The 17,160-nt window shown below is 67.6% G+C and carries 16 protein-coding genes; 8 read left to right on the top strand and 8 right to left on the bottom strand.

Annotated elements, in window-relative coordinates:
• Positions 1 to 104 precede the first annotated feature (104 nt).
• The gene (locus SMCB_RS08670; RefSeq protein ID WP_045536355.1) at positions 105 to 2,267 is read left to right on the top strand and encodes a hypothetical protein; all 2,163 of its coding nucleotides are present in this window, start codon (positions 105 to 107) and stop codon (positions 2,265 to 2,267) included.
• Between the two features lies 1 nt (position 2,268).
• Here the strand turns inward: SMCB_RS08670 and SMCB_RS08665 are convergent, their stop codons facing one another.
• The 3 genes from SMCB_RS08665 to SMCB_RS08655 all read right to left on the bottom strand — a co-directional run bounded on the left by SMCB_RS08665 (position 2,269) and on the right by SMCB_RS08655 (position 5,561).
• Positions 2,269 to 3,444 carry an acyl-CoA dehydrogenase family protein gene (locus SMCB_RS08665; protein ID WP_045536353.1) on the bottom strand — a complete coding sequence of 392 codons (1,176 nt, stop codon included), beginning with the start codon at positions 3,442 to 3,444 and terminating at the stop codon, positions 2,269 to 2,271.
• Between the two features lie 21 nt (positions 3,445 to 3,465).
• Positions 3,466 to 4,647 carry an acyl-CoA dehydrogenase family protein gene (locus tag SMCB_RS08660; RefSeq protein WP_045536352.1) on the bottom strand — a complete coding sequence of 394 codons (1,182 nt, stop codon included), beginning with the start codon at positions 4,645 to 4,647 and terminating at the stop codon, positions 3,466 to 3,468.
• Between the two features lie 185 nt (positions 4,648 to 4,832).
• Positions 4,833 to 5,561, bottom strand: coding sequence for a YceH family protein (locus SMCB_RS08655; protein WP_082027325.1), 729 nt, complete (start codon positions 5,559 to 5,561; stop codon positions 4,833 to 4,835).
• A 25-nt stretch (positions 5,562 to 5,586) separates the two neighbouring features.
• Between SMCB_RS08655 and purN the strand changes: the two genes are divergently transcribed.
• On the top strand, positions 5,587 to 6,192 hold the full coding sequence (purN, locus tag SMCB_RS08650; RefSeq protein ID WP_045536351.1) for a phosphoribosylglycinamide formyltransferase: 606 nt from the start codon (positions 5,587 to 5,589) through the stop codon (positions 6,190 to 6,192).
• Here the strand turns inward: purN and SMCB_RS08645 are convergent.
• A complete protein-coding gene (locus tag SMCB_RS08645) occupies positions 6,189 to 7,808 on the bottom strand; it encodes a peptide chain release factor 3 (protein WP_045536350.1) in 1,620 nt (539 codons plus the stop codon). The two genes, purN and SMCB_RS08645, sit on opposite strands and share 4 nt — an antisense overlap.
• 155 nt (positions 7,809 to 7,963) lie before the next feature.
• On the opposite strand from SMCB_RS08645, the gene SMCB_RS08640 reads away from it, so the two are divergent.
• Positions 7,964 to 8,875 (top strand): 5'-nucleotidase, encoded by a 912-nt coding sequence (locus tag SMCB_RS08640; RefSeq protein WP_045536349.1) that lies wholly within the window; start codon positions 7,964 to 7,966, stop codon positions 8,873 to 8,875.
• A 19-nt stretch (positions 8,876 to 8,894) separates the two neighbouring features.
• Here SMCB_RS08640 and SMCB_RS08635 read toward each other — a convergent pair whose 3' ends face one another.
• Positions 8,895 to 9,686: an exodeoxyribonuclease III gene (locus SMCB_RS08635; RefSeq protein ID WP_045536348.1), complete on the bottom strand. Its 792-nt coding sequence runs from the start codon at positions 9,684 to 9,686 to the stop codon at positions 8,895 to 8,897.
• Between the two features lie 12 nt (positions 9,687 to 9,698).
• Here SMCB_RS08635 and pyrE point away from each other — a divergent pair, with 12 nt between their 5' ends.
• Positions 9,699 to 10,496 carry an orotate phosphoribosyltransferase gene (pyrE, locus tag SMCB_RS08630; protein WP_082027324.1) on the top strand — a complete coding sequence of 266 codons (798 nt, stop codon included), beginning with the start codon at positions 9,699 to 9,701 and terminating at the stop codon, positions 10,494 to 10,496.
• Positions 10,497 to 10,513: 17 nt separating this feature from the next.
• Positions 10,514 to 11,167: a hypothetical protein gene (locus tag SMCB_RS08625; protein WP_045536345.1), complete on the top strand. Its 654-nt coding sequence runs from the start codon at positions 10,514 to 10,516 to the stop codon at positions 11,165 to 11,167.
• A 1-nt stretch (position 11,168) separates the two neighbouring features.
• On the opposite strand, the gene gatB is transcribed toward SMCB_RS08625, so the two are convergent.
• Genes gatB through gatC form a run of 3 tightly spaced genes read right to left on the bottom strand, consistent with a single transcriptional unit; the run spans position 11,169 to position 14,505 of the window.
• A complete protein-coding gene (gene gatB, locus SMCB_RS08620; RefSeq protein ID WP_045536343.1) occupies positions 11,169 to 12,686 on the bottom strand; it encodes an Asp-tRNA(Asn)/Glu-tRNA(Gln) amidotransferase subunit GatB in 1,518 nt (505 codons plus the stop codon).
• Entirely contained in the window at positions 12,683 to 14,209 is a 1,527-nt protein-coding gene (gene gatA, locus SMCB_RS08615; RefSeq protein ID WP_045536341.1) for an Asp-tRNA(Asn)/Glu-tRNA(Gln) amidotransferase subunit GatA, read from the bottom strand. Before gatA ends, gatB begins: the two co-directional genes overlap by 4 nt.
• Positions 14,206 to 14,505: an Asp-tRNA(Asn)/Glu-tRNA(Gln) amidotransferase subunit GatC gene (gene gatC / locus SMCB_RS08610; RefSeq protein WP_045536339.1), complete on the bottom strand. Its 300-nt coding sequence runs from the start codon at positions 14,503 to 14,505 to the stop codon at positions 14,206 to 14,208. Before gatC ends, gatA begins: the two co-directional genes overlap by 4 nt.
• A gap of 123 nt (positions 14,506 to 14,628) precedes the next feature.
• Between gatC and SMCB_RS08605 the strand changes: the two genes are divergently transcribed.
• From SMCB_RS08605 to mreD, 3 genes are read left to right on the top strand one after another with little or no spacing between them, the layout of a single operon-like run.
• On the top strand, positions 14,629 to 15,675 hold the full coding sequence (locus SMCB_RS08605) for a rod shape-determining protein (protein ID WP_045536337.1): 1,047 nt from the start codon (positions 14,629 to 14,631) through the stop codon (positions 15,673 to 15,675).
• A gap of 19 nt (positions 15,676 to 15,694) precedes the next feature.
• The gene (gene mreC / locus SMCB_RS08600) at positions 15,695 to 16,633 is read left to right on the top strand and encodes a rod shape-determining protein MreC (RefSeq protein WP_045536335.1); all 939 of its coding nucleotides are present in this window, start codon (positions 15,695 to 15,697) and stop codon (positions 16,631 to 16,633) included.
• Entirely contained in the window at positions 16,630 to 17,160 is a 531-nt protein-coding gene (gene mreD / locus SMCB_RS08595; RefSeq protein WP_045536333.1) for a rod shape-determining protein MreD, read from the top strand. Before mreC ends, mreD begins: the two co-directional genes overlap by 4 nt.

Here is a 17,160-nt window from a genome sequence, read left to right as displayed (position 1 = left end):
CTCGGTGCGGTGGTGGTGGCACCGGGCCCGCGCAAAGTGCTAGGATCTGCAACCGTTGTCAGCCACTTGGGTCGCTGGCAGCGGTTTTTTCTTTGGAGGCAACAATGGGCGAAGCTTTGGAGATGAGCGGCCTGCATCGCTGGCGTTTTTTTCGCAGTGGCGGCTTTGACCAAGTGCGCATCGAAACGTCGCAGGATTTGCGCAGCCTCGATCAGCTTGACCAAAAGCTGTGGGCCGTGCTCGCCTGCCCGACCAGTGGCCTCGAGTTCGACAGCCGCACGTTGCAGCGCATCGACACCGACGGCGACGGCAGCATCCGGGTGCCTGAGCTGCTGCACGCGGTGCGCTGGGTGTGCGAGCAGCTGCACAACCCACAGCTGCTGTTTCAACCCGGTGCCGACTTGCCGCTGGATGCTTTGCGCTCCGACACGGCAGCCGGGGCTTCCCTGTTTGCCGCCGCGCAGCAGGTTCTGCAGCGCCTGGGCAAAGCCACAGCCGAGCAGCTGTGCCTAGACGACCTGAGCGATCCGGCGCGCCTGTTCCCGCCCACCCTGCCCAACGGCGATGGCGTGGTGCCGGCCGAGCTGGCCCCAGACGCCGCCTGCGCCGAGCTGATCGCGCACATCATCGCCACCCAAGGCGCTCAGACCGACCGCAGCGGCCAGCCCGGGGCCACGCAAGCGGGCCTGACGGCCTTTTTGGAGCAGGCGCAGCAGGCGCTGGACTGGCACCTGAGCGCCCCGCACGGGCCGGGTACAGTGCCGCCAGAAGCGGCAACCAATGCGCCGCCGCTCTCGGGTTTACAGGAAGCGGCCGCCCTGCAAGCCTACGACGCCGTGCAGGCCAAGGTGGACGATTTTTTTACCCGCTGCCGGCTGCTCGACTTCGACCCCCGCGCCGAGGCGGCGCTCAACCCCGACGAGGCGCGCTACACCGAGATGGCCCCCCTCACCCTGCACGCAGCCAGCGCCGAACTGGCCGCCTTGCCGCTGGCACGGGTGCAGCCGGGGGCCGCTCTGCCTCTGTGCGCAGGGGTCAACCCGGCGTGGCAGAGCCGCTTGGCCGCGCTGCGCGAGGTGGCGGTGCAACCGCTGCTGGGCGACTGCGAAGCGCTGACGCCCGCCCAGTGGGACGATCTGGGTGCGCGCCTGGCCGACTGCCGCGCTTGGCTGGCGGCGCGCCCCAACGGCGCCCTGGCCGACTGGAGCCCCGCCGCGCTGCGCCAGTTGCTCGACAGCCCCGCGCCGGCTCGGCTGGCGGCCCTGATCGAACAAGACCGCAGCGCCGATGCCAGTGCCGCCGGCATCGAAGCGCTCGAGCTGCTGCTGCGGCTGCGCCGCGACCTCGTGCCGCTGCTGCGCAACTTCGTCAACCTGAGCGATTTTTACGGCCAGAAAGAGCCGGCCATCTTCCAAGCCGGCACGCTCTACATTGACCAGCGCAGCTGCACGCTGTGCCTGCGCGTGTCCGACCTAGAGCGCCACAGCGAGTTGGCCCCGCTCTCGGGCGCCTACCTGCTCTACTGCGAATGCGTGCGCCCCGACGAGGAGCCAATCACCATCGTCGCTGCCCTCACCGGCGGCGACGCCGACGAGATGCTGGTGGCCGGGCGCAATGCGCTCTTTTACGACCGCCAAGGGCGCGACTGGAAGGCGCAGGTGCTGCGCGTGGTCGAGGCACCCATCAGCGTGCGGCAAGCGTTTTGGATGCCGTACCGGCGTTTGGCCCGATTCATCAGCGCCCAGGCGCAGCGTCTGGCGGCGGCGCGCGAGCAAAACGTCGAGGCCCAATCGGCAGCCGGGGCGGCGGCAGCGGCGCCGGGTGCGGCCGCGCCGGTGTCCGCGCAGGCTTTCGACATCGCGCGCTTTGCCGGCATTTTTGCCGCCATCGGGCTGGCGCTGGGTGCGCTGGGCACGGCGCTGGCTGCGATCATGGGTGGTTTTTTGCGCCTGCCGCTGTGGCAGATGCCGCTGGTGCTGGTGGGTCTGCTGCTGCTGATTTCCGGCCCGGCGATGTTGTTGGCTTGGTTCAAGCTGCGCCAGCGCAACCTAGGCCCTTTGCTCGATGCCAACGGCTGGGCGGTCAACATCCGGGCGCGGCTCAACATCCCCTTCGGGGCGGCGCTCACCGGTGTGGCGCAGCTGCCTGCTGGGGCCGAGCGCAGCCTACAAGACCCCTATGCCGAACCCAAACGGCCTTGGTCCTGGTATGCTTTGACGGCCTTGCTGATGCTGGTGCTGGCCCTGACTTGGCTGCTGCTGCGCTGAATTAGACAAACACCCCGGCGCTGGCGCCCATGCGCGCCGACACCTCGTCGAGGTGGTGCAGGGTGTCGCCCAAGGTGAGCTCGAGCTGCGTCAGCTTTTTGAAGCAGTGGCTCACGATGTACTCGTCGGTGACGCCGATGCCGCCGTGCAGTTGCACCGCTTGCTGGCCGACGAAGCGCATCGACTGCCCCAGCTGCACCTTGGCGCGCGCCAGCGCTTGGCGCCGTTCGGGGGCGGGCGCACCGAGCTTGAGGGTGGCGTAGTAGCTCATGCTGCGCGCCAGCTCGAGCTGCATTTTCATGTCGGCCACGCGGTGGCGCAGGGCCTGAAAGCTGGCGATGGGCACCCCGAACTGCTGGCGTGTGTTCAGGTATTCGAGCGTGAGTGCCAGCGTTTGCTCCATCACGCCCACGCCTTGGGCGCAAGCGGCGGCGATGCCGACGTCGGCGGCCCACTCCAGCGCCGCCAAGCCATCGGCGCTGAGCAGCTGCGCCGGGCTGTGCGCAAAGCCGACTTCGGCGGCGCGGCTGCCGTCCTGGGTTTGGTAGGCTCGGGTTTGCACCCCGGCGGCGCTGCGTTGCACCAAAAACAGCGCCAGCCCCTGCGCGGTCTGGGCCGGCACCAGAAAGGCGTCGGCGCAGTCGCCGGCGGGTACCAGGCTCTTGGCGCCGTCGAGCAGCCAGACTTCGCCCTGCGGCTCGGCTTGCCCCGCGCTTTGGGCACTAGGCCGCCCCGCTTGCGAAGTGGCCGGCTGCGCGACCGCTTGGGTCGCCACGGCCCCCAGCCGGTGGCGCAAGCCCCGTTCCACGTGCGCCAACACCAGCAGCGCCGTGCCACTGGCCAAGCGCGGCAACCACTGCGCTTGCACGCTGGTGGGCGCAAAGGCCTGCAGCACCGAGGCGGCGACAAAGGTCTGCTCTAGGGGCTCGAGCACCAAGCCGCGCCCCAGCTCCTCTTGCACCAGCATGGCTTCCACCGCGCCCAGCCCCAGTCCCTCGTGGGCATCGGTCACGGTCAGGCCGCACAGGCCGAGTTCGGCCAGTTCGTTCCAAGCGGCACGATCAAAGCCGCCGGCGGCGGTGGCGGCGCGGCGACGCTCGAAGGGGTAGGCTTTGTGCACCCAGCGCTGCACGGCCTCGCGCAGCTGCAGTTGCTCGTCGGAAAAATTGAAATCCATCACGGTCTCCAAAAAGGGGGCTTAGCCGAGCAGGGTTTGGGCCACGATGTTGCGTTGCACCTCGTTGCTGCCGCCGTAAATCGTGGTTTTGCGCAAGTTGAAGTAGGTGCCTGCCAGCGGCGCGTTGGCGCTCGGGCCGCCGGGGAAGTCGCCCTGCCAGCCGGCTTCCAGCGCTTCAAAGATGCAGGGCAGGGCAAAGGGGCCGGCGGCAAGCATCATCAGCTCGGCCAGGCGCTGCTGGATTTCGCTGCCACGGATTTTGAGCAAGCCGGCGATGTCGAGCGGGTTTTTGCCCGATTTTTCGGCCGACAGCACGCGCAGCACCAGCATCTCAAGCGCCACCACATCGACCTCCAGCAGCGCGATCTGGTCGCGAAAGCGGCTGTCGTTCCACACCCCTTCGGCTTGGGCGATGCGCTTGAGGCGCTCGAGTTCGCGCTTGGCGCGGTTGACTTCAGCGATGTTGGTGCGCTCGTGGCTGAGCAGGTGCTTGGCGTAGTTCCAGCCCTTGTTTTCGGCCCCAATCAGGTTGCCGAGGGGCACCTGCACATCGTCAAAAAAGACCTCGTTGACTTCGTACTCGCCGTCGAGCAGGCGCACCGGGCGCAGCGTGATGCCAGGCGATGTCATGTCGATCAGCAAAAAACTGATGCCGCTCTGGGGCTTGCCTTCGTGGCTGGTGCGCACCAGACAAAAAATCCAGTCGGCGTGCTGGCCCAGCGTGGTCCAGGCTTTCTGGCCGTTGACCAAGTAGTGGTCGCCCCGGTGCTCGGCTCGGGTTTTGAGGCTGGCCAGATCGGAGCCGGCGCCGGGCTCGCTGTAGCCCTGACACCACCAGACCTCGCCGCTGGCGATGCCGGGCAGGAAGCGCTGCTGCTGCTCGGCGTTGCCGTAGGCCATGATCACCGGGGCCACCATCACCGGGCCGAAGGGGATGACGCGCGGAGCCCCGGCGAGGGCGCATTCTTCTTCGAACAGGTGTTTTTGCACCGCCGTCCAGCCCGGGCCGCCGAAGGCCTTGGGCCAGCCGCTGGCCAGCCAGCCCTTGCGCCCGAGGATGCGGGCCCAGCCTTGCAGGTCGTCGCGGCTCAGGCGCAGGGCGTGGTGCACCTTGTGCGCCAGTTCGGGCGGCAAGTGGGCGCGCACCCAAGCGCGGATTTCGGCTCTGAAAGCCTGTTCTTCGGGCGTAAAAGCCAAGTCCATGGGGTGGGTCTCCTTTGTGGCGTCGTGGCACGACCATCGCTTTGTAGCACGCACCCAACGGCAGCGCTGTCCGGGCGGTGACAGCGGGTTCAGGCAGGGCCGAGTGGGGCCGGGCAGGGTAGGGCCGTACCACAAAAACTGGCCTAGGCTGCAGCAGCCAAAGGCCCTTGTGGGCCAACGCCTGCTCAGACCCCGGCCTGCTCCAGCCGCTGCTGCAAATCCTGCACCTGCTGCTCTAGGGCCTGCACGCGCTCGGCCAGCGCGGCCAGTTGGGTTGCCAGCTCCGTCCCCTTTCCAATTCCCAGCCCAGCGCCCCCCGCCTCGGCCAGCAACTCGGGTGCCGGTGCGCCACACAGCAGATGGGCCCAGCGCGGCTCGCGCGCACCGGGCTGGCGCGGCAGCAGCGCCACCAGCGGCCCGCCCTTTTGCGCCGGGCGCTGCTGCAGTTCCTCCAAAAAGGCCTCGACCGAAGCGATGTCGAGGAAGCGGTACCAGCGCTCGGCGTTCAGGCGCAGCTCGCCCGCGGTCTGCGGCCCGCGCAGCATCAGCAGCCCCAGCAGCACGGCGGCTTGCTCGGGCACGCCCACGGCGCGCTGGAAGTTGTGCTCAAAGCGCGGCACGCGCCCGCCGCTGCTCTCGAACACCAGGGTGCGCTGGCGCAGGCCGTCGAGCGCCAGCGCGATTTCGCTCTCGCTCAGGTTGAGCACCGGGTCGCGCGCCGATTTTTGGTTGCAGCCCAAGAGCAGGCTGTTGAGGGTCAGCGGGTAGCTGTCGGGCACGGTGCGCGCTTTCTCCATCAGGGTGGCGAGCACGCGCGCCTGCACCGCCGTCAGCGGCTCGAAGGCGGTGGGCGATGGGGTGTCGTGCTCGTTGGGGGCAACGCTGGGGTCCGCAGCAGGGTCGGGCAGGTTCATGGGAGTCATTACACTAGGCATCTGTATGGTTGCAACAAAGAACATTGTCGTACTGATTTCGGGCACCGGCTCGAATATGCAGGCCTTGGTGCGCGCGGCGCAGCAGCAGCACTGGGAGCAGCGCTTCGGGGCGCGCATCGCTGGTGTGCTCAGCAACCGGGCGCAGGCGGGCGGGCTGGCTTGGGCGCAAGCGCAGGGCTTGCCCACGGCGCTGCTCGAGCACGCACACTACCCCAGCCGCGCCGCCTTCGACGCCGCGCTGATGCAGGCCATCGACCGCTTCGACCCCCACGGCAGGCCGGCGCTGGTGCTGCTGGCGGGTTTCATGCGCATCTTGGGGCCAGACTTTGTGCAGCACTACGCCGGGCGCCTGCTCAACATCCACCCCTCGCTGTTGCCGGCGTTTCCGGGGCTGCACACGCACCAGCGCGCGCTCGATCTGGGTTGCCGCTTTGTCGGGGCCACGGTGCACCACGTCACGGCCGAGGTGGACAGCGGCCAGATTCTGGAGCAGGCGGTGCTGCCGGTGCTGCCCGACGACACCGCATCCACCCTGGCCGCCCGGCTGCTGACGCAAGAGCACATCATCTACCCGCGCGCGGTCGAGCGCTGGTTGGCGGCAGCCGCCTAGATCGCCTTGTGAAACACCAGCCCCGCGTGCTCGCGCATGGCGTGGAACTGGATTTTGGGCCAATTGGCCTCGACGGCGCGCAGCGTCGCTTGGTGGTCCACCAGCAGCGTCGGCGCATCGACCGCGTCCCAGGCCATGCGGTGCAGGTTGGCTTGCATGAATCGCTTGAGCTCGGCCTCGCCGCCGTCTTCGGGTGCGCAGGTGACCCAGCGCGCCACCTGGTAGGGGCTGGGGCTGATGCGCGCCTTGACACCGTATTCGCTCTCGAGCCGGTGCTGCACCACCTCGAACTGCAGTTGCCCCACGGCACCCAGCATCAGCACCGTGCCCGCCATCGGCCTAAAGACTTGGATCGCGCCTTCTTCGCCCAGCTGCGTCAGACCGGCCTTGAGCTGCTTGCCGCGCAGCGGGTCGGCCACTTCGACGCTGCGGATGATCTCGGGCGCAAAAAACGGCAGCCCGGTGAACTGCAGCGCCTCGCCTTCGGTGAGCGTGTCGCCCAGTTGCAGCACGCCGTGGTTGGGGATGCCGATGATGTCGCCGGCAAAGGCCTCGTCGAGCAGTTCGCGCCGTTGGCTCAGAAAGCTGACCACGGTGTTGGGGCGCAGCTCTTTGCCCGAGCGCACCACCTTGAGCTTCATGCCGCGCTCGAAATGCCCGCTGGCGCAGCGCACAAAAGCGATGCGGTCGCGGTGCGCCGGGTCCATGTTGGCCTGGATTTTGAACACCACGCCACTGAACTTGGGCTCGGTCGGCTGCACCGTGCGCTGCAAGGCCGGTTTGGGGCCCGGCGGCGGGGCCAGATCGACCAGCGCGTCGAGCACCTCGCGCACGCCAAAGTTGTTGATCGCCGAGCCAAACAGCATCGGCGTTTGCTGCCCGGCCAAAAAGGCGTTGGCCTCAAAGGCCGGGGCGGCGCCGGCCAGCAGCTCCATCTCCTCTTTGGCCTGCTGCCACTCGAGGCCAAAGCGCCGGACGCTCTCTGGGTTGTCTAGGCCGGCGTGTACCTCTTCGTCGCCGCCCACGCGGTCGGCGCCGGCATCAAACACCCGCATCTGGTCCGAGCGCCGGTCGTAAACGCCATGAAACAGCTTGCCCATGCCCACCGGCCACGTGAAGGGCACCACCGTCATGCCGAGCTCGCGCTCGATCTCGTCCATCAGGTCCAGCGGCGCTTGCACTTCGCGGTCCATTTTGTTGACGAAGGTCAGGATGGGCGTATTGCGTGCGCGGCAGACCTGCAGCAGGCGTCGCGTCTGCGGCTCGACGCCATTGGCGGCGTCGATCACCATCAGCGCCGCGTCCACCGCCGTGAGCACGCGGTAGGTGTCTTCAGAAAAGTCCTGGTGCCCCGGGGTGTCGAGCAGGTTGATGACGCAGTCGCGGTACTCCATCTGCATCACCGAGCTGGCCACCGAGATGCCGCGCTGCTTTTCGATCTCCATCCAGTCGGAGGTGGCGTGGCGCGCGGCCTTGCGCGCCTTGACCGAGCCGGCGATGTTGATCGCGCCCGAGAACAGCAGCAGCTTTTCGGTCAGGGTGGTCTTGCCGGCGTCGGGGTGGGAGATGATGGCAAAGGTGCGGCGGCGGCGCACCTCAAGGGCGAGATCGGGCATGGGGTGGGATTATCCGGGATTGGCTAGCGGAGCCTGAAACCCAATCCAGGCTCCGCTAGCGGGTTTGTGTCGCTCGGCCACTCCACAAGCGCATTGGGGCGGCTTGAGCAGATAGGCTTGAGCAGTCGCCTGCCCCATGCGAGAATGAAGCCACCATGCCCACCACCCTCGACGGCCAGCTCGTGGTCGCTATCTCGTCGCGTGCGTTGTTCGATTTCGAGGCCGAAAACCGGGTTTTCGAGCAAAACGACGACCGCGCCTACATGCAACTGCAGCTCGAGCGGCTGCAGCAGCCCGCCGCTGCCGGGGTGGCGTTTTCGCTGGTGCAAAAGCTGATGCGCTTCAACAGCGCCGCGCAGCCGCGGGTCGAGGTGGTGATTTTGTCGCGCAACGACCCGGTTTCGGGCATGCGCGTGTTTCGCTCGGCGCAGCACTATGGTCTGTCGATCGAGCGCGGCGTGTTCACGCGCGGCCAGCCGCCTTGGCGCTACCTGCGGCCGCTGCGCGCGAACCTGTTTTTGTCGACGCACTTAAGCGACGTGCGCGCCGCGCTCGAGGTCGGGGTGCCGGCGGCGCAGGTCTATCCGCAGTCGGTGCACGCCAGCGATGCGCACCCGAACCAGGTGCGCATCGCCTTCGACGGCGACGCGGTGCTGTTTTCCGACGAGGCCGAGCGCGTCTATCAGGCCCAAGGGCTGAACGCCTTTCAGCAGCACGAAGTGAGCAAGGCCAGCCTGCCGCTGCCGGGCGGGCCGTTCAAGCCGCTGCTCGAGGCGCTGCACCGGCTGCAAAGCGCGGGCACGGCGCAGATGCGCATCCGCACCGCGCTGGTGACGGCGCGCAGCGCCCCGGCGCACGAACGCGCCATCCGCACCCTGATGAACTGGAACATCGAGGTCGATGAGGCGCTGTTTTTGGGTGGCTTGCCCAAGGGCGAGTTTTTGCGCGAGTTCGAGCCCGACTTCTTTTTCGACGACCAGACCGGCCACATCGAGCACGCCGCGCGCCACGTGCCCTCGGGCCATGTGGCCAGCGGGGTGGCCAACGCGTACAGCGGGGCGGATTGAGGCCGCCCTTACTGGCGCCTCACAGCGCCCAGTCGTAGTCCAGCGTCAGCGGCGCATGGTCCGAAAAGCGCTGCGCCTTGTGCACCTGTGCGCTGCGCGCCGCCGCCGCCAACGCCGGGGTGGCGAGGTGGTAGTCGATGCGCCAGCCCACGTTCTTGGCCCAGGCCTGGCCGCGGTTGCTCCACCAGGTGTAGGCGGCTTCTTGTTCGGTGGGGTGCAGCCGCCGGTACACGTCGATCAGGCCGCCGCTGCCCAGCAGTTGCGTCATCCAAGCGCGTTCTTCGGGCAGGAAGCCGGAATTTTTCAGGTTGCCCTTCCAGTTTTTGAGGTCGATTTCGTGGTGCGCGATGTTCACGTCGGCGCACAGCACAAATTCGCGCTCGGCGCGCAGCGCCTGCAGGTGCGGCCCGATTGCGTCGAGGAAGCGGTATTTGGCCAGCTGGCGTTCGGGGCCGCTGGAGCCGCTGGGAAAGTAGCCGCTGATGACCGAAAAGCGCCGCGCCGGGGTGTCAAAGCGCAGCTCGATCCAGCGCCCTTCGGCATCAAACTCGGGCACGCCGATGCCGCAGTGCACCGCGCTGGGCTCGTGGCGGCTGTAGATGCCCACGCCGGAGTAGCCTTTTTTTTCGGCGCAATAAAAATGCCCACGCAAGCCCGCCAGCTCGGCCAAGCCGGGGCCGAGTTCGCTGCTTTGGGCGCGCAGCTCTTGCACGCAAATACAATCGGGCGCGGCGGCGCGCACCCAATCGGCCAGGCCCTTGCGGGTGGCGGAGCGGATGCCGTTCAGGTTCAGGCTGGTCAAACGAAACAAGGATGGTTCTCCATGGCAGATGTGACGACAGGGGCTAAAGTGGGCTGTGGGGTTCAGTTGGGCCAAGGGGCTCAAGGTGGCCAAGTGTCGGGCCAGGCCGCCGCGCAGCCAAACAAGCCGGTGCAAGACGATCTGGCGCAAGAATTCGTGCGATTTTCGGTTGAATCGGGCGTGCTGCGCTGGGGCGAGTTTCAGACCAAGGCCGGGCGCATCAGCCCGTATTTTTTCAATGCCGGCGGTTTTGACGACGGCGCCAAGCTCGAGCGACTGGCGCAATGTTACGCGCGGCGCATCGTGGCCTCGGGCATCGGGTTTGACATGCTGTTTGGCCCGGCCTACAAGGGCATCCCGCTGGTGGCGGCGCTGGCGGTGGAGCTGGCGCGGCTGGGCCACAACCACCCCTTTGCCTACAACCGCAAAGAGGCCAAGGCGCACGGCGAAGGCGGCACACTGGTGGGCGCGCCGCTGCGCGGCCGTGTGCTGATCGTCGATGACGTGATGAGCGCGGGCACGGCGGTGCGCGAGTCGATCGGCCTGATTCGGGCCGCGGGCGCGACGCCGTACGCGGTGGCGATTGCGCTCGATCGGCAAGAGCGCGCCACCGAAACCGGCCCCGACGGCACCCTGCACGACCTGCCGCACAGCGCGGTGCAATACGTGCGCGAGCAGCTCGGGCTGCAGGTGTGCGCGATTGCGCGCCTGAGCGATTTGCTCGATTACCTGCAAGGGCAACACAGCCCCGAAATGGCCGGGCACCGCGAGCGCGTGCAGGCCTACCGCCAGCGTTACGGTGTAAACTGGCAAAAATAGATTTTTAAGGGGTGCAGATGCGATACGCTAGAGGGGTGCAGCTGGGGTTGATGTGGGCGTCGGCGCTCCTGATCGCTCCTGCGTTTGCGCAAACTGGCAGCATCTTCACCTGCACCGATGCCCAGGGCCGGCACTTGAGCTCGGATCGGCTGATCGTGGCTTGCTTAGACCGGGAACAGCGCGAACTCGGCCCGGGCGGTGTCTTGCGCCGCGTGATTGCGCCTACGCTGAGCCCCGAGGAGCGGTTGCGCGCAGAAGAACGCGCCCGCGCCGAGGCGCAGGTGCGGGCCCGCTCCAACGACGAGCGGCGCTTGCAACAGGCGCTGCTGATGCGCTACCGCGACCAAGCCGCGCACCAGCGCGAGCGCGCTTTGGCCCTGCAGCCGATCCAAGCCATGCGCCAGGCGGCGCTGCAGCGGCAGCAGGAGCTGGAGCAGCAGCGCCGCGCCGCTGCCGACGAATGGGCGGAACTGCAGCGCGCCGACCCCACCAAAGCCCCACCCGCTAGGCTGGCCCAGCGCAAGGCCGATCTTGAGCAACAGTTGGTATCGCAAGATGCGCTGGTGCAAGGGCATCAGCGCGAACTCGAGCGCATCGAGCAGCGTTTTGACGCCGAATTGCGGCTGCTGCAGCGCCTCTGGGCCGAGCGCGACGCCGCAGCGATGCGCTGAATCAAGTGCCCAACAGCTGCTTGAGCAGCGCGTTGACGCCAGCTGGGTCGGCCTTGCCTTGGCTGGCTTTCATCACTTGGCCCACCAGGGCGTTGAAGGCTTTTTCTTTGCCGGCGCGGTATTCGGCCACGTTCTTGGCGTTGGCTGCCAACACCTGCTCGGCGATGGCTTGCAGAGCGCCGCTGTCGTTCATCTGCTTGAGGCCTTTGGCGGCGATCACTTGATCGACTCGGGCCAGATCACCCGTTCCAACGGCAGTGTCATGTCCCGACTCAGTGGCACTCCCAGATCCGGTAACCACAGGATTGCTCCACAGTTCATCAAACACCTGCTTGGCGGCGTTGTTGCTCACCGTTTGGTCGCCGATGCGTGTGAGCAAGGCCGCCAGTTGGGCCGCACTCACCGGCGCTTGGGCGATGTCGCGTTCTTCGGCGTTGAGGCGGCGCGAGACCTCGCCCATGATCCAGTTGCTGGCCGATTTGGCCAAAGCCTTGCCGGCTGCGGTCACCACGGCCTCGAAGTAGGCCGCCATCTGTGGCGATTGCGTGAGCGTGGCGGCGTCGTATTCGGGCAGGCCGTAGTCGGCCACGAAGCGCGCGACCATGGCGCGTGGCAGCTCGGGCAGCTCGGCGCGCAGCTGCTCGATCCACTGCGCCTCGATGCACAGCGGCGGCAGGTCGGGGTCGGGGAAGTAGCGGTAGTCGGCCGCGTCCTCTTTGCTGCGCATGGCGCGCGTTTGGCCGCTGTCGGGGTCGAACAGCACCGTGGCCTGTTCGATCGCGTAACCGTCTTGCAGCCGCTCGATCTGCCAGCGCACCTCGTAGTCGATGGCCTGCTGCATGAACTTGAAGCTGTTGAGGTTTTTGATCTCGCGCCGGGTGCCCAACGGCGCCCCGGGCCGGCGCACGCTGACGTTGGCGTCGCAGCGAAACGAGCCCTCTTGCATGTTGCCATCGCAGATGCCGATCCAGGTGACGAGCTGGTGCAAGGCTTTGGCGTAGGCCACCGCTTCGGCGCTGGAGCGCAGATCAGGTTCGGTGACGATCTCGAGCAGCGGCGTACCGGCGCGGTTGAGGTCGATGCCGCTCATGCCGTGGAAGTCTTGGTGCAGGCTCTTGCCCGCGTCTTCTTCGAGGTGGGCGCGCACCAGCCGCACCATGTGCGCCGCGCCCGCGAGCTCAAAGGCCACGCTGCCGCCTTGCACCACCGGGATTTCGTACTGGCTGATCTGGTAGCCCTTGGGCAAATCGGGGTAGAAATAATTTTTGCGCGCAAACACGCTGCGCGGGGCAATGTGCGCCCCCACCGCCAGCCCGAAGCGGATGGCGCAGGCCACCGCTTCGCGGTTCATCACCGGCAGCGTGCCGGGCAGCGCCAGATCGACGGCGCAAGCCTGGGTGTTGGGTTCGGCGCCAAAGGCGGTGGGCGCGCGGCTGAAGATTTTGCTGCGCGTGGCCAGCTGCGTGTGGGTCTCGAAGCCGATCACGACTTCGTAGCCTTGGACCAAAGGGGCGCTCATGAATGGGATCCGGGGCAGGGCGTGAAGGGGGGCGGCGTGCGGGTGTGCCAGTCGCTCACCAGCTGCAACTGGTGCGCCACTTGCAGCAGCCGGGCTTCGCTGAGGTAGTTGCCGATCAGTTGCAGGCCCACGGGCAGTGGGTCGGCGCCAAAGCCGGCGGGCACGCTCATGCCGGGCAGGCCGGCGAGCGAGGCCGGCAGGGTGTAGATGTCGGCCAAGTAGGCGGCGAGCGGGTCGGCGGTTTTGGCGCCGATGGCCCAGGCCACGCTGGGAGCCACCGGGCCGGCGATGAGGTCGCACTGGCCGAAGGCGGTCTGGAAATCTTGCGCGATCAGGCGCCGGATCTGCTGCGCCTTGATGTAGTAGGCGTCGTAGTAGCCGTGGCTTAGCACATAGGTGCCCAGCAAAATGCGGCGCTGCACCTCGGGCCCGAAGGCCTCGCTGCGCGAGCGCTGGTACAGGTCGAGCAAGTCGCTGGGCTGCGCGGCGCGGTGGCCGTAGCGCACGCCGTCGTAGCGGCTGAGGTTGGAGCTGGCCTCGGCGGGGGCGATGATGTAGTAGGCCGGGATCGCCAGTTCGGTGCGCGGCAGATCGATGTCGAGCAAGGTGGCGCCAAGGCGCTCGAGCTCGCTCAGGGCGGCGCGCACGGCTTGCAGCACGTCACTGGCGCAGCCGGGGCCAAAGAACTCGCGCGGCAGGCCGATGCGCAGCCCCTGCAGCGGCCGGCTGGCGCTGGCCCCCGGCCACGGCTGGGCCAGATAGCGGCTGTAGTCTTCGGGCGGCTGCTCGAGGCTGGTCGAGTCGCGCTCGACATCGGGTCCGGCCATGGCGCTGAGCAGCAGCGCGCAGTCGTGGGCGCTGCGCGCCATCGGGCCGGCTTGATCGAGGCTGGAGGCGTAGGCCACCAGCCCGTAGCGCGAGCAGCGGCCGTAGGTGGGCTTGATGCCGGTGACGCCGCAGAAGCTGGCGGGCTGGCGGATCGAGCCGCCGGTGTCGGTGCCGGTGGCCGCCGGGGCTAGGCGCGCCGCCACCGCCACCGCCGAGCCGCCCGATGAACCGCCGGGTACGCGCGTGCGGTCCCAGGGGTTGTGCGCCGGGCCGTAGGCGGATTGGTCGTTGCCCGAGCCCATGGCGAACTCGTCGCAGTTGAGCTTACCTAGGCTGACGGCGCCGGCAGCCGCCAAGCGCTGCACCACGGTGGCATCGAAGGGGCTGCGGTAGCCTTGCAGCATTTTCGAGCCGGCGGTGGTGGGGAAGTCGCGCGTCACGAACACGTCTTTGTGCGCCAGCGGCACCCCCAGCAAGGGGCCGCGTTCGCCAGCGCTCAGGCGCGCATCGGCGGCGGCGGCCTGCGCTAGTGTGGCCGCTTCATTTAGGGCCAGATAAGCCCCTAGGCCGCTGTGGGCGTGGGCGCGCGCCAGCAAATGCTGCGCCACCTCGGTGGCCGAGGTCTGGCGGGCGTGCAGGGCGGCGCCGAGTTCGGCCACGCCCATCTGGTGCAGGTCAAGGGTGGCGGCGCTCATTCGATCACCCGGGGCACGAGGTAGAGGCCGTCTTCCACGGCCGGGGCGCTGGCTTGGTTGGCTTCGCGCTGGTTGGGCTCGCTGACCACATCGGGGCGCAAGCGCAGTTGCACCGCTTGCATGACGGCGGTTGGGTGCGCCAAGGGCTCGACGCCGCTGGTGTCCACGGCCTGCATCTGCTCGACCAAGCCCAAAAAACCATTCAGGCGCTGCTGAGCATCCAGCGCCTGCTCGGGCGTGAGTTGCAGCCGCGCCAACTGCGCGAGGCGTTCGATTTCTTGCAAAGTCAATGACATGGGGCAATATGTAAGAAAGCTTAAGCGCCTCCCAAAGCGGCGTCGATCGGGTATTATCCCCGGTTTGTGCCCGCGCTTAAACCAGTCGGCATCCGTGTCCGGCGGTGCAGGGCAACCCTCATCATGTTTGAATCCATACGCCAGCATTTCTCCACCGATTTGGCCATCGACCTCGGTACTGCCAACACCCTGATCTACGTGCGCGGCAAGGGCATCGTGCTCGACGAGCCGTCGGTGGTTTCGATCCGCCACGAAGGCGGCCCGCAAGGCAAAAAATCCATCCAGGCGGTGGGCAAAGAAGCCAAGGCGATGCTGGGCAAGGTGCCTGGCAACATCGAAGCCATCCGGCCCATGAAAGACGGCGTCATCGCCGATTTCACCGTCACCGAGCAGATGCTCAAGCAGTTCATCAAGATGGTGCACCCGCGTTCGATGTTTCGGCCCAGCCCGCGCATCATCATCTGCGTGCCCTGCGGCTCGACCCAAGTCGAACGCCGCGCCATCCGCGAGTCGGCGCTCGGGGCCGGGGCCTCGCAGGTCTATCTGATCGAAGAGCCCATGGCGGCGGCCATCGGCGCCGGGCTGCCGGTGTCCGACGCGCGCGGCTCGATGGTGGTGGACATCGGTGGCGGCACCACCGAAGTCGGCGTCATCAGCTTGGGCGGCATGGTCTACAAGGGCAGCGTGCGCGTGGGTGGCGACAAGTTCGACGAGGCCATCATCAGCTACATCCGGCGCAACTACGGCATGCTGATCGGCGAACCGACCGCCGAGACCATCAAGAAAACCATCGGCTCGGCCTTCCCGGGCTCCGAGGTCAAAGAGATGGAGGTCAAGGGCCGCAACCTGGCCGAAGGCGTGCCGCGCAGTTTCACCATTTCGAGCAACGAGGTCCTCGAAGCCCTGACCGACCCGATCAACCAGATCGTGCAAGCGGTCAAGACGGCGCTGGAGCAAACCCCGCCCGAACTCGGGGCCGACATTGCCGAGCGCGGCATGATGCTCACCGGCGGCGGCGCCCTGCTGCGCGACCTCGACCGCCTGCTGGCCGAAGAAACCGGGCTGCCGGTGTTGGTGGCCGAGCAGCCGTTGCTGTGCGTGGTGCTGGGCTGCGGTATGGCGCTGGACCAGATGGACCGTTTGGGCGGCAGCATTTTTACCGCCGAGTAATTTTTCGCTGCATCCGGCCATGTCGCTGGGGACCATCGACCAATCCCCGCCGCCGTTTTTCAGGCAGGGCACGCCGGCTTTGTCCAAGCTGCTGGTGCTGGGGGCGCTGGCGGTGTTGCTGATGGTGCTCGACGCCCGCTTGCAGTGGGCAGCGCCGGTGCGCCAGACCGTGGCGGTGGCGCTCAGCCCGTTGCAATGGTTGGCCTTGCAGCCGCTGCACGCGGCGCGCTGGTCGGGACAATACCTGGGCAGCTTGCGAGCCGCCCAAGACGAGGCGGCGCTGGCGCGCGCCGAGCTGATGCGCCAAGCCGAGCGCGCCGCCATCGTCGAGCACCTGGCCCAAGAGAACCGCGAGTTGCGCGATTTGTTGGGTATGCGCGCCCGACTGCCCGCCACGACCCGGGGCGCGCAGATTTTGTATCAGCTGGCCGACCCGTACACGCTGGCGGTGGTGATCGACCGCGGGCAACAAGATGGCGTGCAGCCCGGCTCGGCCGTGATGGATGGCTTTGGCGTGCTGGGGCAGGTGACGCGGGTGCATTGGGCCACGGCGGAAGTGCGCCTGTTGGTTGATCCCCGGCAGGCGATGGCGGTGATCAACACCCGCACCGGGCAACGCAGTCTGGCTTTTGGCCTGCCGGCGGACTGGGGTGCAGACGCACAGATCGAGCTGCGCTTCGAGCCCATCGCCACCCAGGCCATGGTGGGCGATGTGCTCACCACCAGCGGCATCGACGGGGTTTATCCGGCTGGTTTGCCGGTGGCGCAGATCGTTCAGGTGATGGCCTCGGGTGCCGACGGATTTGCCCAAGTGCACGCCCGGCCGCTGGCCCGCATCCAGCACGCCCTGCATGTGCTGGTGATCGACCCGGTGGGGCGCCCGGTGGCCAACGAAACGCCCGCCGCTGCGGCGGCCAGTGCGCCGCCCACCCCCCCCGATAGGAGGGCTGCGCCATGATCATGAGCCCTGGGCAGACCCTGCTGCTGCCCGCCAACCCTTGGTTTGTCTGGGGTACCCTGCTGGGTGCGTTGCTGCTCGAAATGGCGCTGCAGGTGGCGCTGCTGGGGCGCGCAGCGTGGGCGCCCGACTTGTTGGCCCTGACGCTGGCGTTTTGGGTCGTGCACCAGCCGCGGCGCGTCGGTGTCGGGGTCGGGTTTGTGCTGGGCTTGTTGATCGATGTGCACCAAGGCGCACTCTTGGGGCAGCATGCCTTGGCCTACAGTGTGATGTGTTACTTGGCGGTCGTGATTCACCGGCGGCTGCTGTGGTTCGACTGGAAGCGCCAAGCCTTGCACGTAATGTTGCTGTTTGTGTTGGCGCACGCGCTGCAGTGGCTGGTGCGGGCGCTGGCGGGCGACGGCGGACCCGATCTCGGGATGCTGCTGGCGCCATTGTGGCAGGCCGCCTTGTGGCCGCTGGCCACCGTGCTGCTGCTGGCGCCGCAGCGGCGCGCCCACGACCCCGATGCCGACCGGCCCCTTTGA

It is taken from the genome of Serpentinimonas maccroryi (genome assembly GCF_000828915.1).
In the GTDB taxonomy this organism is placed as follows: domain Bacteria; phylum Pseudomonadota; class Gammaproteobacteria; order Burkholderiales; family Burkholderiaceae_C; genus Serpentinimonas; species Serpentinimonas maccroryi.
This window is presented reverse-complemented; position numbering and strand designations above follow the sequence as displayed.

What these genes read in the sequence shown, in the direction of transcription:
- SMCB_RS08670 (WP_045536355.1), top strand. Translation starts at nt 105, where the DNA reads ATGGGCGAAGCTTTGGAGATGAGCGGCCTGCATCGCTGGCGTTTTTTT.
- SMCB_RS08665 (WP_045536353.1), bottom strand. Translation starts at nt 3,444, where the DNA reads ATGGATTTCAATTTTTCCGACGAGCAACTGCAGCTGCGCGAGGCCGTG.
- SMCB_RS08660 (WP_045536352.1), bottom strand. Translation starts at nt 4,647, where the DNA reads ATGGACTTGGCTTTTACGCCCGAAGAACAGGCTTTCAGAGCCGAAATC.
- SMCB_RS08655 (WP_082027325.1), bottom strand. Translation starts at nt 5,561, where the DNA reads ATGAACCTGCCCGACCCTGCTGCGGACCCCAGCGTTGCCCCCAACGAG.
- purN (WP_045536351.1), top strand. Translation starts at nt 5,587, where the DNA reads ATGGTTGCAACAAAGAACATTGTCGTACTGATTTCGGGCACCGGCTCG.
- SMCB_RS08645 (WP_045536350.1), bottom strand. Translation starts at nt 7,808, where the DNA reads ATGCCCGATCTCGCCCTTGAGGTGCGCCGCCGCCGCACCTTTGCCATC.
- SMCB_RS08640 (WP_045536349.1), top strand. Translation starts at nt 7,964, where the DNA reads ATGCCCACCACCCTCGACGGCCAGCTCGTGGTCGCTATCTCGTCGCGT.
- pyrE (WP_082027324.1), top strand. Translation starts at nt 9,699, where the DNA reads ATGGCAGATGTGACGACAGGGGCTAAAGTGGGCTGTGGGGTTCAGTTG.
- SMCB_RS08625 (WP_045536345.1), top strand. Translation starts at nt 10,514, where the DNA reads ATGCGATACGCTAGAGGGGTGCAGCTGGGGTTGATGTGGGCGTCGGCG.
- gatB (WP_045536343.1), bottom strand. Translation starts at nt 12,686, where the DNA reads ATGAGCGCCCCTTTGGTCCAAGGCTACGAAGTCGTGATCGGCTTCGAG.
- gatA (WP_045536341.1), bottom strand. Translation starts at nt 14,209, where the DNA reads ATGAGCGCCGCCACCCTTGACCTGCACCAGATGGGCGTGGCCGAACTC.
- gatC (WP_045536339.1), bottom strand. Translation starts at nt 14,505, where the DNA reads ATGTCATTGACTTTGCAAGAAATCGAACGCCTCGCGCAGTTGGCGCGG.
- SMCB_RS08605 (WP_045536337.1), top strand. Translation starts at nt 14,629, where the DNA reads ATGTTTGAATCCATACGCCAGCATTTCTCCACCGATTTGGCCATCGAC.
- mreC (WP_045536335.1), top strand. Translation starts at nt 15,695, where the DNA reads ATGTCGCTGGGGACCATCGACCAATCCCCGCCGCCGTTTTTCAGGCAG.
- mreD (WP_045536333.1), top strand. Translation starts at nt 16,630, where the DNA reads ATGATCATGAGCCCTGGGCAGACCCTGCTGCTGCCCGCCAACCCTTGG.